This is a genomic window from Streptomyces halobius, assembly GCF_023277745.1.
GTDB lineage: Bacteria > Actinomycetota > Actinomycetes > Streptomycetales > Streptomycetaceae > Streptomyces > Streptomyces halobius.
Window position 1 is genome coordinate 7,667,915 of record NZ_CP086322.1, and the last position, 14,317, is coordinate 7,682,231.

Here is a 14,317-nt window from a genome sequence, read left to right on the forward strand (position 1 = left end):
CCGTCGCAACCAGGGAGCAACTCCATGGCCTCGAACACGCCATCGTCCACCAGCACATCCCGCGTCGAATCCCTCCGTGAGGCTCTGGCCTCGCGGGTGGTGGTCGCCGACGGCGCGATGGGCACGATGTTGCAGGCGCAGGACCCGTCGATGGAGGATTTCCAGCAGTTGGAGGGCTGCAACGAGATCCTCAACGTGACCCGGCCCGACATCGTCCGCTCGGTGCATGAGGCGTATTTCGCGGTCGGTGTGGACTGCGTGGAGACGAACACGTTCGGTGCGAACTTCGCGGCGATGGCGGAGTACGACATCCCGGAGCGGGTTTTCGAGCTGTCCGAGTCCGGTGCGCGCATCGCCCGTGAGGTGGCCGATGAGTTCACTGCCTCGACCGGCCAGCAGCGCTACGTCCTGGGCTCGATGGGGCCGGGGACGAAGCTGCCCACCCTCGGCCACGCCCCGTACCGGACCCTGCGCGATGCCTATCAGCAGAACGCCGAGGGCATGATCGCCGGTGGGGCGGACGCGCTGCTGGTGGAGACGACGCAGGACCTGCTGCAGACCAAGGCCGCGATCCTGGGTGCCCGCCGCGCCCTTACGGCCACCGGCACCAACCTCCCGGTGATCTGCTCGGTGACGGTGGAGACGACCGGCACGATGCTGCTGGGGTCGGAGATCGGGGCGGCGCTGACGGCCCTGGAGCCGCTGGGCATCGACATGATCGGCCTGAACTGTGCCACCGGTCCGGCGGAGATGAGTGAGCATCTGCGGTATCTGGCCCGGCATGCCACCGTGCCGCTGTCGTGCATGCCCAACGCGGGCCTGCCGGTCCTGGGCAAGGACGGCGCGCACTACCCGCTGACGGCCGGCGAGCTGTCCGACGCCCAGGAGACCTTCGTCGCCGAATACGGGCTGTCCCTGGTCGGCGGCTGCTGCGGCACCACCCCTGAGCATCTGCGGCAGGTCGTCGAGCGGGTGCGCGGGGTGACGCCGCCTGCGCGTGCGCCGCGTCCCGAGCCGGGCGCCGCCTCCCTCTACCAGACCGTCCCGTTCCGTCAGGACACGTCGTACCTGGCGATCGGTGAGCGGACGAACGCCAACGGGTCGAAGAAATTCCGTGAGGCCATGCTGGAGGGCCGCTGGGACGACTGTGTGGAGATGGCCCGTGACCAGATCCGCGAGGGCGCCCACATGCTCGACCTGTGCGTCGACTATGTCGGCCGGGACGGCGTGGCCGACATGGAGGAGCTGGCCGGCCGCTTCGCCACCGCCTCCACCCTCCCCATCGTGCTGGACTCGACCGAGCTGGACGTGATCCGGGCCGGGCTGGAGAAGCTGGGCGGCCGGGCGGTGATCAACTCCGTCAACTACGAGGACGGCGACGGCCCCGAGTCGCGGTTCGTCAAGGTCACCGCGCTGGCCGCCGAGCACGGCGCCGCGCTGATCGCGCTGACCATCGACGAGGAGGGCCAGGCCCGCACCGCCGAGCACAAGGTCGCCGTCGCCGAGCGGCTCATCGCCGACCTGACGGGGAACTGGGGCATCCGTGAGTCGGACATTCTCATCGACTGTCTGACGTTCACGATCTGCACGGGGCAGGAGGAGTCCCGGGGCGACGGCATCGCCACGATCGAGGCGATCCGGGAGCTGAAGAAGCGCCACCCGGAGGTGCAGACCACGCTGGGCCTGTCGAACATCTCCTTCGGCCTCAACCCGGCCGCCCGTATCGTCCTCAACTCCGTCTTCCTCGACGAGTGCGTCAAGGCCGGCCTGGACTCGGCGATCGTGCACGCCTCGAAGATCCTGCCGATCGCCCGGCTGGAGGAGGAGCAGGTGAAGGCTGCCCTCGACCTGGTCTACGACCGCCGCAGCGAGGGCTACGACCCGCTGCAGAAGCTCATGGAGCTGTTCGAGGGCGCCACCGCCCAGTCCCTCAAGGCCGGGAAGGCCGAGGAACTGGCCGCCCTGCCGCTGGACGAGCGCCTCCAGCGCCGCATCATCGACGGCGAGAAGAACGGCCTGGAGGCCGACCTCGACGAGGCCCTGCAGGACCGCCCCGCCCTGGACATCGTCAACGACACCCTCCTCGGCGGCATGAAGGTGGTCGGTGAGCTCTTCGGGTCCGGGCAGATGCAGCTGCCGTTCGTGCTGCAGTCCGCCGAGGTGATGAAGAGTGCGGTGGCCTATCTGGAGCCGCACATGGATAAGACCGACGATGAGGGCAAGGGCACCATCGTGCTGGCCACCGTCCGCGGCGATGTCCATGACATCGGCAAGAACCTGGTGGACATCATTCTGTCCAACAACGGCTACAACGTCGTCAACCTCGGTATCAAGCAGCCCGTCGCCGCGATCCTGGAGGCTGCGGAGGAGCACAAGGCCGATGTCATCGGGATGTCCGGGCTCCTGGTGAAGTCCACGGTGATCATGAAGGAGAACCTGGAGGAGCTCAACCAGCGCAAGATGGCCGCCGACTTCCCCGTCATCCTGGGCGGTGCCGCCCTGACCCGCGCCTACGTCGAACAGGACCTGCACGAGATCTACGAGGGCGAAGTCCGCTACGCCCGCGACGCGTTCGAGGGCCTGCGGCTGATGGACGCGCTGATCGCCGTCAAACGCGGCGTCCCCGGCGCCGTGCTGCCCGAACTCAAGCAGCGCCGCGTCCCGAAACGCGACACCCCCGTCCTTGAGGTCGACGAGCCCGAGGGTTCGGTCCGCTCCGACGTCGCCGCCGACAACCCCATCCCCGCTCCGCCGTTTTGGGGCACCCGGGTGGTCAAGGGGATCCAGCTGGCCGACTACGCCTCCTGGCTGGACGAGGGCGCGCTGTTCAAGGGCCAGTGGGGGCTCAAGCAGACCCGCACCGGTGACGGACCCACCTACGAGGAGCTGGTGGCCGGCGAGGGCCGCCCCCGGCTGCGCGGCTGGCTGGACAGGCTGCAGACCGACAACCTCCTGCAAGCCGCCGTCGTGCACGGCTACTTCCCGTGCGTGTCCAAGGGCGAGGACCTGATCCTGCTCAACGACGACGGCTCGGAGCGCACCCGCTTCACCTTCCCGCGCCAGCGCCGTGGCCGCCGGCTGTGCCTGGCCGACTTCTTCCGTCCGGAGGAGTCCGGCGAGGTCGATGTCGTGGGTCTGCAGGTCGTCACCGTCGGCTCGAAGATCGGCGCCGCCACCGCCGAGCTCTTCGAGGCCAACGCCTACCGCGACTACCTCGAACTGCACGGCCTGTCCGTGCAGTTGGCCGAGGCGCTGGCCGAGTACTGGCACGCCCGCGTCCGTGCGGAGCTGGGCTTCGGCGGTGAGGATCCGGCGGAGATGGAGGACATGTTCGCGCTCAAGTACCGGGGCGCGCGTTTCTCGCTCGGCTACGGGGCCTGCCCGGACCTGGAGGACCGCGCCAAGATCGCTGATCTTCTGCGGCCGGAGCGGATCGGTGTCCAGCTCTCCGAGGAATTCCAGCTCCACCCCGAACAGTCCACCGACGCCATCGTCATCCACCACCCCGAAGCCAAGTACTTCAACGCACGGTAGGGCGACGGACCGGCCGGGGACGCGGGGCCCGGGAACGACCCCCGCACCCCCGGCGGCAGTCGGGGCGCGCACGGTGACGCCCCGTAGCGGCACGCGCCCCACCCGTAGCCGAGTGAGCCCTCTCACCACGCGATTCGTCACGGACAGAAGTACACTTGTCGGTCCGGTAGCGGCCGGTCGTCCGCCCCACCGCGGGGTGGCGGCCGGCCTTTTCGTCCCTTCGGGGACGCCCCCATGGAGGTGGACGGATGACCAGCAGCATCCCCGCGGTCGGCACCCGTACGGCCGAAGCCGCGACCCTCCAGGCCGTCTTCCTCGACCTGGACGGGACCCTCGTCGACACCGAGGATTTCTGGTGGGAGGCCGAGGCGGAGGTCTTCGCGGACCTGGGCCACCCCCTGGACGACAGCCACCGCGAGGTGGTCGTCGGCGGGCCGATGACCCGCAGTGCCGGTTACCTCCTGGAGGCCACCGGCGCCACCATCGGCCTGGCCGAACTGAGCGCGCTGCTGAACGCACGCTTCCTCGCCCGGATCGGACGCGGCGTCCCGCTGATGCCGGGCGCCCGCCGGCTGCTGGCCGAGCTGGCCGCCCACGAGGTGCCGACCGCCCTGGTCTCCGCCTCGCACCGCGGCATCATCGACGAGATGCTGCACTCGCTGGGCCCGGAGCACTTCCGGCTGACCCTGGCGGGCGACGACCTGCCGCGCACCAAGCCGCATCCGGACCCGTACCTGACGGCCGCCGCACGGCTGGGAGTGGACCCGGCGCGCTGCGCGGTCGTCGAGGACACCCTGACCGGTGTGACGTCGGGCGAGGCGGCGGGCTGCCGGGTCGTCGCGGTGCCGTCGGTGACCCCGATTCCGCCCGCCACGGGCCGTATCATCCGCGACTCCCTCGAAGAAGTCGACGTGCCGTTTCTCCGGGCCCTGATCACGGAAAGCCATTAGATCGTGCACTGAGCGTGTCCGGGGAATACCGACGGAACTCAGGGCAGCGGTCCGCTTATTTTCCGTGACGAATGCGAAGGCTGAATTCCCGCATCACCACGCCGTCGGAGGCACGTGACGTTTCTCACGTGCACGGGTGTCGACAGTGGGCGCAGCGGCTGATCCGAGGATGCTTTCGGCCGGTATCCACGGGGGCAAGTGTCCGGATTGGTGGAACAACGCGCATATCGTTCCGCCGTCCGGATATCGGTCACCGTACTATCGCCCTCCGGTGCCCATATCGATTCAACTCCGTTCTGTCCCGGACCGACTGGCCTTCCCTACTAATGTCGTCGCGAGCAACACCTCTGCGCAGAGAAGGAACCTGCCGACGATGAATCGGAAGACGTTGGTGCTGCCGGCACTGGCCGGCCTCCTCGCCCCCGTCCTGGCTGCCTGTGGCACCACGGGCGGCGCGGGCGAGGGCGGCGATCCCATCGTTGTCGGCATCGCCTCCCGGGTCGAGGCCACCAAGGAAGCGCCCGCCCCGCTCGACCCGGCGCAGGCCTATGACATCGACGCGTGGAACATGCTGCGCGGCACTCTCCAGACGCTGATGCGCCTGCCCAGGACCGGCACCGCGCCGGTGCCCGAGGCGGCCGAGTCCTGCGGCTTCCGCGACACCCAGAACGAGCAGTACCGCTGCACCCTGCGCACCGGCCTGAAGTTCTCCAACGGCAACGCCCTGACCGCGCAGGACGTCAAGTACTCCATCGACCGCATGCTGACCGTCAACTACCGCAACGGCCCGGTCTCCCTGCTCGGCGCCGTCGACAAGGTCGAGGCGCCCAGCGACACCGAAGTGGTCTTCCACCTCAGCACACCGGACGCCACCTTCCCGCAGAAGCTCGCCACGCCCGCCGCGGCCATCGTCGACCGCGAGGCGTACCCGAACAATCGTCTCCACAAGGGCTTCGACGTGGTCGGCTCCGGCCCGTACACGATCAGGACCGAGGTCAGCGAGGACCACATCACCAAAGCGGTCTTCACCAAGAACCCCCACTACAGGGGCGGAATATCGGTGAAGAGCGGAAAGGTCGAGATGCGGTTCTTCGACGACTCCGCCGCGATGGAGAAGGCACTCCGCAAGGGCGAGATCGACCTGATGAACCGCGGCCTGACGCCCGAGCAGATCAAGGGCCTGGAAAACGCCCGCGACCAGCACATCCGCCTCCAGGAAATGCCCGGCCAGGAGATCCGCTACCTCGCCTTCAACACCAAGGACCCGGCAGTCTCCGACAAGGCCGTACGCAAGGCGATCGCCCAGCTCGTCAACCGCTCCGAACTGGTCCGCGAGGTCTACGACAACACCGGCGACCCGCTCTACTCGCTGGTTCCCACCGGCCTCACCGGCCATATCAACTCGTTCTTCACCAAGTACGGGAATCCCAGCGTCGCCGCCGCCCGCAAGACCCTGGAGCAGGCGAACATCACCACCCCGGTTAAGCTGACCCTCGCCTACACCACGAAGCACTACGGCTCCAGCACCGCCAAGGAGTTCCGCGCGTTGCGGAACCAGCTCAACGAGAGCAAGCTGTTCGACATCAGCCTCAAGGGCGTCGACAACTGGCAGCAGTACCGGACCGAGACCTCGGGCGGGAAGTACGCCGCCTACGGCATGGGCTGGTTCGCCGACATCCCGGACGCGGACAACTACATCGCGCCGTTCATCGGCAAGGGGAACTTCCTCAATTCCCCCTACCGCAACACCAAGATCGAGTCCCAGCTGATCCCGACAACCCGCCGACAGACCGACCGCAACGCCGCCGCGTCCGGCTTCAGGCAGGCCCAGGACATCATCGCCGACGACATCCCGCTCCTCCCGCTCTGGCAGGGCCGGACATATGTCGCCGCCCGCGACGATGTCACCGGCGTGGAGTGGGCGCTCAACTCCTCCTCGTCACTGCAGATCTGGGAGCTGAGTCGCGGCGTCTCCTGAGGACACCACGCACCGACCCGCACCGACCCGCATCGCCGCCAACGGGGGAGACGATGCAGCACCACCCGATATCACCACAACCGCCGCGGCGCCCGCGCCGCGGCCCGACCACGCAGTAGCACTGCCCAGATCGTGAGGACCGCGTAGTGAGGAAGCGTGACCAGTGGCTGGCCGCCCCGATCGGAGCAGGGCTGACCATAGCCCTGCTCGCGCTCGCCGGATGCGGCTCGCAGGACCAGGGAGCCGCAGGCAACGGCGAGCCCGTGGTCATGGGAATGACGGACAAGGTCGTGGCCACCGACCCCGCCGCCGGCTACGACCCCGGGTCGTGGCTGCTGTTCAACAATGTCTTCCAGTCGCTGCTGAGCTTCCCCAAGGGCGGCACCAAGCCCGTCCCGGAGGCCGCCAAGAGCTGCTCCTTCAGCGACCGGAAGAGCACCGTCTTCCGCTGCACGCTCAAGGACGGACTGACCTTCAGCAACGGTGACCCACTGACCTCGAAGGACGTCAAGTTCTCCTTCGACCGCACCCGGCGCATCGACGACAAGAACGGCCCCGCCGTGATGCTCGCCGCCCTCGACAGGGTCGAGACACCGGACGCCAAGACCGTCGTCTTCCATCTGAAGACGCCCGACGCCACCTTCCCCATGAAGATCGCCTCGGGCGCCGGCTCCATCGTCAACCACGCCGAATACCCCGCCGACCGGCTGCGCACCGACCACAAGGCCGTCGGCTCCGGCGTCTACACCCTGGAGGAGTACGGCCCGCAGAAGGCCCGGTTCGCCGTCAACCCCTCGTACAAGGGCCCCGCCAAGGCCAAGAACTCCGGGATGACCCTGAAGTTCTTCGACAGCCGCGACAAGCTCAAGAAGGCGGTCCAGACCGGCTCCGTCGACGTCGCCTACCGCGGCCTGTCCACACAGGACATCGCCGCCCTCGACGCCGCCACGCTGCACGAGCAGCACGGCACCGACGTGGTCGAGGGCGAGAGCGCCGAGGTCATGCACCTGGTCTTCAACATGAAGGACCCGGTCGCCGGCGAGCTCGGCGTCCGCAAGGCCATCGCCTACCTCCTGGACCGCGCCACCCTCGTCCGGGACGTCTTCAAGCACACCGCGGTACCGCTGTACTCGATCGTCCCGGCGGGCATCACGGGCCACAACACCGCCTTCTTCGACACCTACGGCGACCGCCCGCAGCCCGACAAGGCCGCCGCCGCACTCCGCGACGCCGGCCAGCGCGGCAAGGTCCGGCTCACCCTGTGGGCCACCCCCGACCGCTACGGTCCCGGCACCGTCCCCGCCGTCCAGGAGATCGCCCAACAGCTCAACCACAGCGGCCTGTTCGACGCCAAGGTGCGCACCGCCGGCACCGACGAGTACGAGAAGGGCATCAAGGACGGCCGCTACGGCGTCTTCGTGAAGGGCTGGATCCCCGACTACCCGGACCCGGACAACTTCACCCAGCCGTTCTTCGGCAAGGACAGCGTGCTGGCCAACCACTACGAATCGCCCAAGATCACCGGCAAGCTGCTGCCCAGGACGGCCGACCAGCCCGACCGCGGCGCCACCAAGAGCACCTTCCGCGAGGTGCAGGACATCGTCGCCCAGGACCTGCCGGTCATCCCGATCTGGCAGGCCAAGCAGTACGCCGTCGCCCGCGACGGGATCTCCGGCCTGGAGTGGACGCTGGACGCCTCGACCGTCTTCCGGTTCTGGGAGATCAGCAAGGCATCCGACGTCTGACCGGACGCTACACACACGGCGGCGGGGCCGGTCCGGGGGATTCCCGGGCCGGCCCCGCCGCCGTCCGCGCCCGGCCGGGACGCTTCCCGGCCGCTTCGGGGCCCGCGCCGCCTACTGCGCGCCCGGACGCACCAGCCCGCTCTCGTACGCGTACACCGCGGCCTGCACCCGGTCGCGCAGCCCCAGCTTCGTCAGCACATGCCCCACATGTGTCTTGACCGTCGTCTCGCTCACGAACAGATCCGCGGCGATCTCCGCATTCGACAGCCCGCGCGCCACCAGCTTCAGCACCTCGACCTCGCGCTCGGTCAGCGTGTGCAGGGTGTCCGGCACCGGCTCCTCACCCGACGGCAGATGCCCCGCGTACTTGTCCAGCAGCCGCCGGGTGATGCTCGGCGCCAGCATCGCCTCACCCGCCGCCACCACGCGGATCGCCTGCACCAGTTCATTGGCCGGCGCGTCCTTCAGCAGAAAGCCGCTCGCCCCCGCGCGCAGCGCCTCCACCACATACTCGTCCAGATCGAACGTCGTCAGCACCAGCACCTTCGCCGGGCCGTCCTTCGCCGGGCCGGTGATCTGCCGGGTCGCCTCGACACCGTCCATCCGGGGCATCCGGATGTCCATCAGCACCACATCGGGCTGCAGCGCCCGAACCTGCTCCAGCGCCTGCAGACCGTCACCGGCCTCCCCGACGACCGCCAGATCCTGCTCGGCCTCCAGGATCATCCGGAATCCGGTACGCAGCAGGGGCTGGTCGTCGACCAGCAGGACACGGATGGCCACGAGCTCTCCTTCGATAGATCACCCCATTCTGCCCTGCTCCCCACCGGCCGTATCCGCCGGGCGGACCGGCAGCGGATACACCGGGGGAGTGCCGCCGAATTCCGGACAGTGCGCCTGGTGATCGCACCAGCCACAGAGCTTCGTCGGCCGCGGCCGCCAGTCACCGGTCTCCGTCGCCCGCTGGATCGCCTCCCACAGCGCCAGCAACTTCCGCTCCACGGCCCGGAGTTCACCCTCGCTCGGGTCGTACGTCAGCAGATCGCCGCTGCCCAGATACACCAGCTGCAACCGCCTGGGCACCACACCCCGCAGCCGCCACATCACCAGCGCGTAGAACTTCATCTGGAACAGGGCACCCTCCGCGTACTGCGGCCGCGGCGCCTTGCCCGTCTTGTAGTCGACGATCCGCACCTCGCCCGTCGGAGCGATGTCCACCCGGTCGATGAAGCCCCGCAGCCGCAGGCCCGAATCCAGCACCGTCTCCACATACAGCTCGCGGTCGGCCGGCTCCAGACGCGTCGGATCCTCCAGCGAGAACCACCGCTCCACCAGCGCCTCGGCCTCCGCCAGCCACGTCCCCAGCCGCGCGCCGTCCGCGTCGTCCGCGAAGAGCTCCGCCAGCTCCGGCCGCTTGGCCAGCAGCTTCTCCCACTCGCCCGGCACCATGGCCCGCGCGCCGGGAGCCGTCCGCTGCACCGTCGGAGCGTCGAAGAGCCGCTCCAGCACCGCATGCACGACCGTCCCCCGCGTCGCCGCCGCGCTCGGCTTCTCCGGCAGCTTGTCGATCACCCGGAAGCGGTACAGCAGCGGGCACTGCATGAAATCGCTCGCCCGCGACGGGGACAGCGCCACCGGCCGCCCGGCCCCGCCCGGACCCTCGCCGCCCTGCGGCCCGCCCGCCGGCCCCTCACCCTCCTGCGGCCCCCGCTGCGGCCCCAACCCGCCGACGGCCCCCCGCGGGCCGCCCGCGCCCGGCCCGCGCCGCTCACTCTGCGCGGTCCCCTCGCCCTTCTCCGTGCTCGATCCCATGCCACAAGACCCTACGGCCCGCCACTGACAACCCCGCCACTGACAACCCCGCCAACACCCGCCCCCAGCTCTCAGGGACCAGGGGGGACCCCCGTCCAGGCCCTCAAGGAGCAGGCGCCCCCATCCGGCCCCCACGGCGGATCCCGGCCGACCGCTCCGCATACCATCGACGTCACACCCCTTCGCCCTGCATGATCGGGAATCACGCCCAACAGGCGCGAAGGCCGTATTCGACGAGGGGACGCCGTGGACGAGAGCGGGAAGCCGCAGGACCCCGAGAAGTCCGTGCAGCCCCAGCCGCCCAAGGACACCGAACAGCACAGGACACCCGAGCCCGGCGCACGGAAAGGCGGCGGCATCCTCATGGGCCGCCCCTTCGGCGTACCGGTCTACGTCGCCCCCAGCTGGTTCCTCGTCGCCGCCCTCATCACCTGGGTCTTCGGCGGCCAGCTGGAACGCATCCTGCCCGAGCTCGGCAGCGCCCGCTACCTCGTCTCACTCTTCTTCGCCGTCGCCTTCTACGCCTCGGTGCTCGTCCACGAGCTCGCGCACACCGTCGCCGCGCTCCGCTTCAAGCTCCCGGTACGCCGCATCCAGCTGCAGTTCTTCGGCGGCGTCTCGGAAATCGAGAAGGAGACCGAGACCCCCGGCCGGGAATTCGTCCTCGCCGTCGTCGGCCCGCTGCTCTCCCTCGCCCTCGCCGGCGTCTTCTACGCCGGCATGCAGGTGGTCGAACCGGACACGGTCCCCGGTGTCCTGGTCGCCGGCCTGATGATCTCCAACCTCATCGTCGCGGCCTTCAACCTGCTGCCCGGCCTCCCTCTGGACGGCGGCCGGATGCTGCGCGCCGTCGTCTGGAAGATCAGCGGCAGACCCATGACCGGCACCGTCGCCGCCGCCTGGGTGGGCCGCGCACTCGCCGTCACCGTCCTCATCGGCCTGCCGCTGCTCACCCACACCGGCGCCCTCGGCAACGCCCGCCCCGAAATCGGCGGCGCCGACTCCCTCACAGACGCCCTGCTCGCCGCGATCCTCGCCGCCATCATCTGGACCGGCGCCGGCAACAGCCTGCGCATGGCCCGGCTCCGCGAACGTCTCCCCGACCTGCGGGCCCGCATCCTCACCCGGCGCGCCGTCCCCGTCGAGACCGACACCCCGCTCTCCGAAGCGCTCCGCCGCGCCAACGACGCCGGCGCCCGCGCCCTCGTCGTCGTCGACCGCCAGGGCGAGCCCACCGCCGTCGTCCGCGAAGCCGCCATCGTCGGCATCCCCGACCACCGCCGCCCCTGGGTCCCCGTCGGCACCCTCGCCCAGGACCTCAAGGACGGCATGCGGGTCTCCGCCGAACTCGCCGGCGAAGACCTCCTGGAATACCTGCGCGCCACCCCCGCCACCGAATACCTCGTCGTCGAGGAAACCGGCGAGATCTACGGCGTACTGTCCACCGCCGACGTCGAGCGGGCCTTCGTATCGGCGATGGCACGTCCCGCCTGACCGCCCCTTCCGCTCCGCCCGTACACCGGTCCGCTGTCCGTACGGTCCGCCTGTCCGGCCTGCCCCTCCGCCGGCCTGTCCGCTTCGCCCGCCCGCTGATCCATAGGCTGGTCCCTCCGCGCCGCCTCTCCGCCGGCCCGCCGGTCCGTGGCCGGGCCCTCCGCCCCACACCGCGTCGTGCAGCGCGGGCTTCGTCCGGCGCACCTCTGGGTAGCCCCCACCTGGGGGAGAACAGCGTTCGATTCGCCCCGGGGGCCGCCGTTCGGCTAGGGGCCGCCGCTCGCCCGGAGGGCCGCCGTCGTGTACGCCCCACAGCCCGCCCCGGCCGCCCGCTGGTCAGTGGCCCCCGCACGGCCCGGTAGGCTGGTCACATGTCCGAACCGACCGGTGCCGCCCGCCGTCGCGGGCCCTTCAAGGTCGGGGACCAGGTCCAGCTCACTGACCCCAAGGGACGCCACTACACCTTCACGCTCGAAGAGGGAAAGAGCTTCCACACCCACAAGGGAGCCTTCCCCCACGACGAGCTGATCGGTGCTCCCGAGGGCAGCGTTGTCCGTACCACCGGGAACGTCGCCTACCTCGCGCTGCGCCCGCTGCTCCCCGACTATGTCCTGTCCATGCCCCGCGGCGCCGCCGTGGTCTACCCCAAGGACGCGGGGCAGATCCTGGCGATGGCCGATATCTTCCCCGGCGCCCGCGTCGTCGAGGCGGGGGTGGGCTCCGGCTCGCTCAGCAGCTTCCTGCTGCGCGCCATCGGCGACCACGGCATGCTGCACTCCTACGAGCGCCGCGCCGACTTCGCCGAGATCGCCACGCAGAACGTCGAGCGCTACTTCGGCGGCCCGCACCCCGCGTGGACGCTGACCGTCGGCGACCTCCAGGACAACCTCTCCGACACCGACGTCGACCGCGTCATCCTCGACATGCTCGCCCCCTGGGAGTGCCTGGAGGCCGTCTCCAAGGCCCTGGTCCCCGGCGGCATCCTCTGCGCCTACGTCGCCACGACCACGCAGCTGGCCCGCACCGTCGAGTCGATCCGCGAACACGGCACCTTCAACGAGCCGTCGGCCTGGGAGACCATGGTCCGCACCTGGCACGTCGAGGGCCTCGCCGTCCGCCCCGACCACCGCATGATCGGCCACACAGGCTTCCTGCTCACCGCCCGGCGCCTCGCCGACGGCGTCGAGCCCCCGCTGAGGCGCCGCCGGCCCGCCAAGGGCGCGTACGGCGAGGACTACGCAGGGCCGGGCGGGCGGGAAAAGGCAGCGCCGGGCGGGCGGGAGCAAGCAGCCCTTGGAGGACCGGAGCAGAAGGCTTCCGGGAAGGCCGGTCCGGCAGCCGCATCCGGTAGCGACGGCGGCTCCGCCGAGCACGGCTGACCGCCCCGGTCCGGCCGCCGAACCACCGGGCGCCGCCGACGAGTTCCGCCCCGGAACCGCCGGCGGCGCCGCTTCGTTTGAAGGTCCGGTAACGGCCCGCGAAACTCCGGTGGGAACGGTTCCGCACCGCCCCCTCCTGTGGAACGATGCTGGCCACTCCCTTCGCCACAGCTCTTCACAGGAGTTACCCCGCGTGCAGCCCTTGGGCCAGGACCTTTCGCACACCCAGCCCCGCCCCATGCACTGGCTCGCCACCGCCACCGCCATCTCGGCGGTCGTCGCGGCCGCGTCCTTCGTCCAGCCCCCTGATGCCACCGCCACGGGCTCGCGCGGCACCGGAGCCTCCTATGAGGCCAGGGCCGCCCAGGGAGGGGCCGTGGCCGCCCCCGACCCGCGCCGTGTGACCTTTCCGGTCGACTGCGGCCCCCACCGCCTCGACGTGGTGAAATCGGCCTCCGGCGACCTCGATCTCGACGGCACGACCGAGACCGTCGCGGTGGTCCGCTGCCACTCCGAGACCGGCACCCCGCCCAGTGGCGTCTACGTCCTCGCGCAGGCGGCCGGAGCCGAGGACACCAAGGCCCCGCCGCGGATCGTGGCGACCCTTGTCGCGCCCTCCCAGAGGCTCAGCGTCGAAAACTTCGCCCTCAAGGGCGACCAGGTTTCCGCGACGCTCCTGGGCTATTCCTCGCTCGACGTCCCGCGCTGCTGCCCCGACGTACGCAGGAGCGTCAAGTGGCAATGGCAGGACGGGAAGTTCGTCCAGAGTGAACTCCCCACCGCCACCAGCACGGGGAGTGCCTGATCCGTCACACGACGTAGGCCTGGTGTGGTCGATTCACGACCACACCACCCCCCCGTGCTCTCCGTACCGCCGCCGACCGGCCGCCCTGCTACTCGGCGTCCGGCCCGTAGACCTCCACCCGGTCCGAGGCCCGGCGGACGTGGATACAGTCGCCGGGGCACTCGTTCGCGGAGTCCCGTACGTCATTGAGCAGTGTCAACGGGACGGGCGTTGTGGCACCCTTGTCCTGCAGTAGCTCGTCATCGGGGCTCTTCACATAGGCCAGGCCGTCGATGTCGAGCTCGAAGACCTCGGGCGCGTACTGCGCGCAGATTCCGTCCCCGGTGCACAGGTCCTGATCGATCCAGACTTCAAGCTCTGGACGGGCTTCATCCTGCGCGCTCATCTCGCCTGCCGTTCCCTACCTACGTGAACCGTTTTTGTTTAAGTGGCGCCAGCCCTGACGGGTGTTGACCGTCTCGACGATACAACCGCTCGCTTTCCGATGTTGTTGGGTGGGTATTCCCTTGGCGTGAGGACGTGCGCAAGGGTGAAGATCGGACACACCCCGACAGTCTTTTCGATCTAGGGGTTTCAACCTGCACCGGCCCAGGTAGGGTCAGGAAGCGTCCAGCTCCTTG

General features: G+C 69.8%; 10 protein-coding genes. 7 read left to right on the forward strand and 3 right to left on the reverse strand.

The features are described from left to right. Nucleotides 1–24 precede the first annotated feature (24 nt). The 4 genes from metH to K9S39_RS34750 all read left to right on the forward strand — a co-directional run bounded on the left by metH (nucleotide 25) and on the right by K9S39_RS34750 (nucleotide 8,207). Nucleotides 25–3,534, forward strand: coding sequence for a methionine synthase (gene metH, locus K9S39_RS34735; protein WP_248867273.1), 3,510 nt, complete (start codon nucleotides 25–27; stop codon nucleotides 3,532–3,534). A 248-nt stretch (nucleotides 3,535–3,782) separates the two neighbouring features. After that, nucleotides 3,783–4,484 carry an HAD family hydrolase gene (locus K9S39_RS34740; protein ID WP_248867274.1) on the forward strand — a complete coding sequence of 234 codons (702 nt, stop codon included), beginning with the start codon at nucleotides 3,783–3,785 and terminating at the stop codon, nucleotides 4,482–4,484. Nucleotides 4,485–4,857: 373 nt separating this feature from the next. Continuing rightward, a complete protein-coding gene (locus tag K9S39_RS34745) occupies nucleotides 4,858–6,462 on the forward strand; it encodes an ABC transporter substrate-binding protein (RefSeq protein ID WP_248867275.1) in 1,605 nt (534 codons plus the stop codon). A gap of 146 nt (nucleotides 6,463–6,608) precedes the next feature. Then, nucleotides 6,609–8,207 carry an ABC transporter substrate-binding protein gene (locus tag K9S39_RS34750; RefSeq protein ID WP_248867276.1) on the forward strand — a complete coding sequence of 533 codons (1,599 nt, stop codon included), beginning with the start codon at nucleotides 6,609–6,611 and terminating at the stop codon, nucleotides 8,205–8,207. A gap of 111 nt (nucleotides 8,208–8,318) precedes the next feature. Here the strand turns inward: K9S39_RS34750 and K9S39_RS34755 are convergent, their stop codons facing one another. Together K9S39_RS34755 and K9S39_RS34760 are read right to left on the reverse strand one after the other, a co-directional pair. Next, the gene (locus tag K9S39_RS34755) at nucleotides 8,319–8,990 is read right to left on the reverse strand and encodes a response regulator (RefSeq protein ID WP_018087782.1); all 672 of its coding nucleotides are present in this window, start codon (nucleotides 8,988–8,990) and stop codon (nucleotides 8,319–8,321) included. A gap of 18 nt (nucleotides 8,991–9,008) precedes the next feature. Then, entirely contained in the window at nucleotides 9,009–10,019 is a 1,011-nt protein-coding gene (locus K9S39_RS34760; RefSeq protein WP_283113146.1) for a RecB family exonuclease, read from the reverse strand. Between the two features lie 246 nt (nucleotides 10,020–10,265). Between K9S39_RS34760 and K9S39_RS34765 the strand changes: the two genes are divergently transcribed. The 3 genes from K9S39_RS34765 to K9S39_RS34775 all read left to right on the forward strand — a co-directional run bounded on the left by K9S39_RS34765 (nucleotide 10,266) and on the right by K9S39_RS34775 (nucleotide 13,697). Continuing rightward, on the forward strand, nucleotides 10,266–11,513 hold the full coding sequence (locus K9S39_RS34765) for a site-2 protease family protein (protein WP_248867277.1): 1,248 nt from the start codon (nucleotides 10,266–10,268) through the stop codon (nucleotides 11,511–11,513). Between the two features lie 371 nt (nucleotides 11,514–11,884). After that, the gene (locus tag K9S39_RS34770) at nucleotides 11,885–12,892 is read left to right on the forward strand and encodes a tRNA (adenine-N1)-methyltransferase (protein ID WP_248867278.1); all 1,008 of its coding nucleotides are present in this window, start codon (nucleotides 11,885–11,887) and stop codon (nucleotides 12,890–12,892) included. A 193-nt stretch (nucleotides 12,893–13,085) separates the two neighbouring features. Next, a complete protein-coding gene (locus K9S39_RS34775; protein WP_248867279.1) occupies nucleotides 13,086–13,697 on the forward strand; it encodes a hypothetical protein in 612 nt (203 codons plus the stop codon). An 88-nt stretch (nucleotides 13,698–13,785) separates the two neighbouring features. Here K9S39_RS34775 and K9S39_RS34780 read toward each other — a convergent pair whose 3' ends face one another. Continuing rightward, entirely contained in the window at nucleotides 13,786–14,082 is a 297-nt protein-coding gene (locus K9S39_RS34780) for a ferredoxin (RefSeq protein WP_248867280.1), read from the reverse strand. Nucleotides 14,083–14,317 lie beyond the last annotated feature (235 nt).

Coding starts and splice junctions, on each gene's coding strand:
- metH (WP_248867273.1), top strand. CDS start 25: ATGGCCTCGAACACGCCATCGTCCACCAGCACATCCCGCGTCGAATCC.
- K9S39_RS34740 (WP_248867274.1), top strand. CDS start 3,783: ATGACCAGCAGCATCCCCGCGGTCGGCACCCGTACGGCCGAAGCCGCG.
- K9S39_RS34745 (WP_248867275.1), top strand. CDS start 4,858: ATGAATCGGAAGACGTTGGTGCTGCCGGCACTGGCCGGCCTCCTCGCC.
- K9S39_RS34760 (WP_283113146.1), bottom strand. CDS start 10,019: ATGGGATCGAGCACGGAGAAGGGCGAGGGGACCGCGCAGAGTGAGCGG.
- K9S39_RS34770 (WP_248867278.1), top strand. CDS start 11,885: ATGTCCGAACCGACCGGTGCCGCCCGCCGTCGCGGGCCCTTCAAGGTC.
- K9S39_RS34780 (WP_248867280.1), bottom strand. CDS start 14,082: ATGAGCGCGCAGGATGAAGCCCGTCCAGAGCTTGAAGTCTGGATCGAT.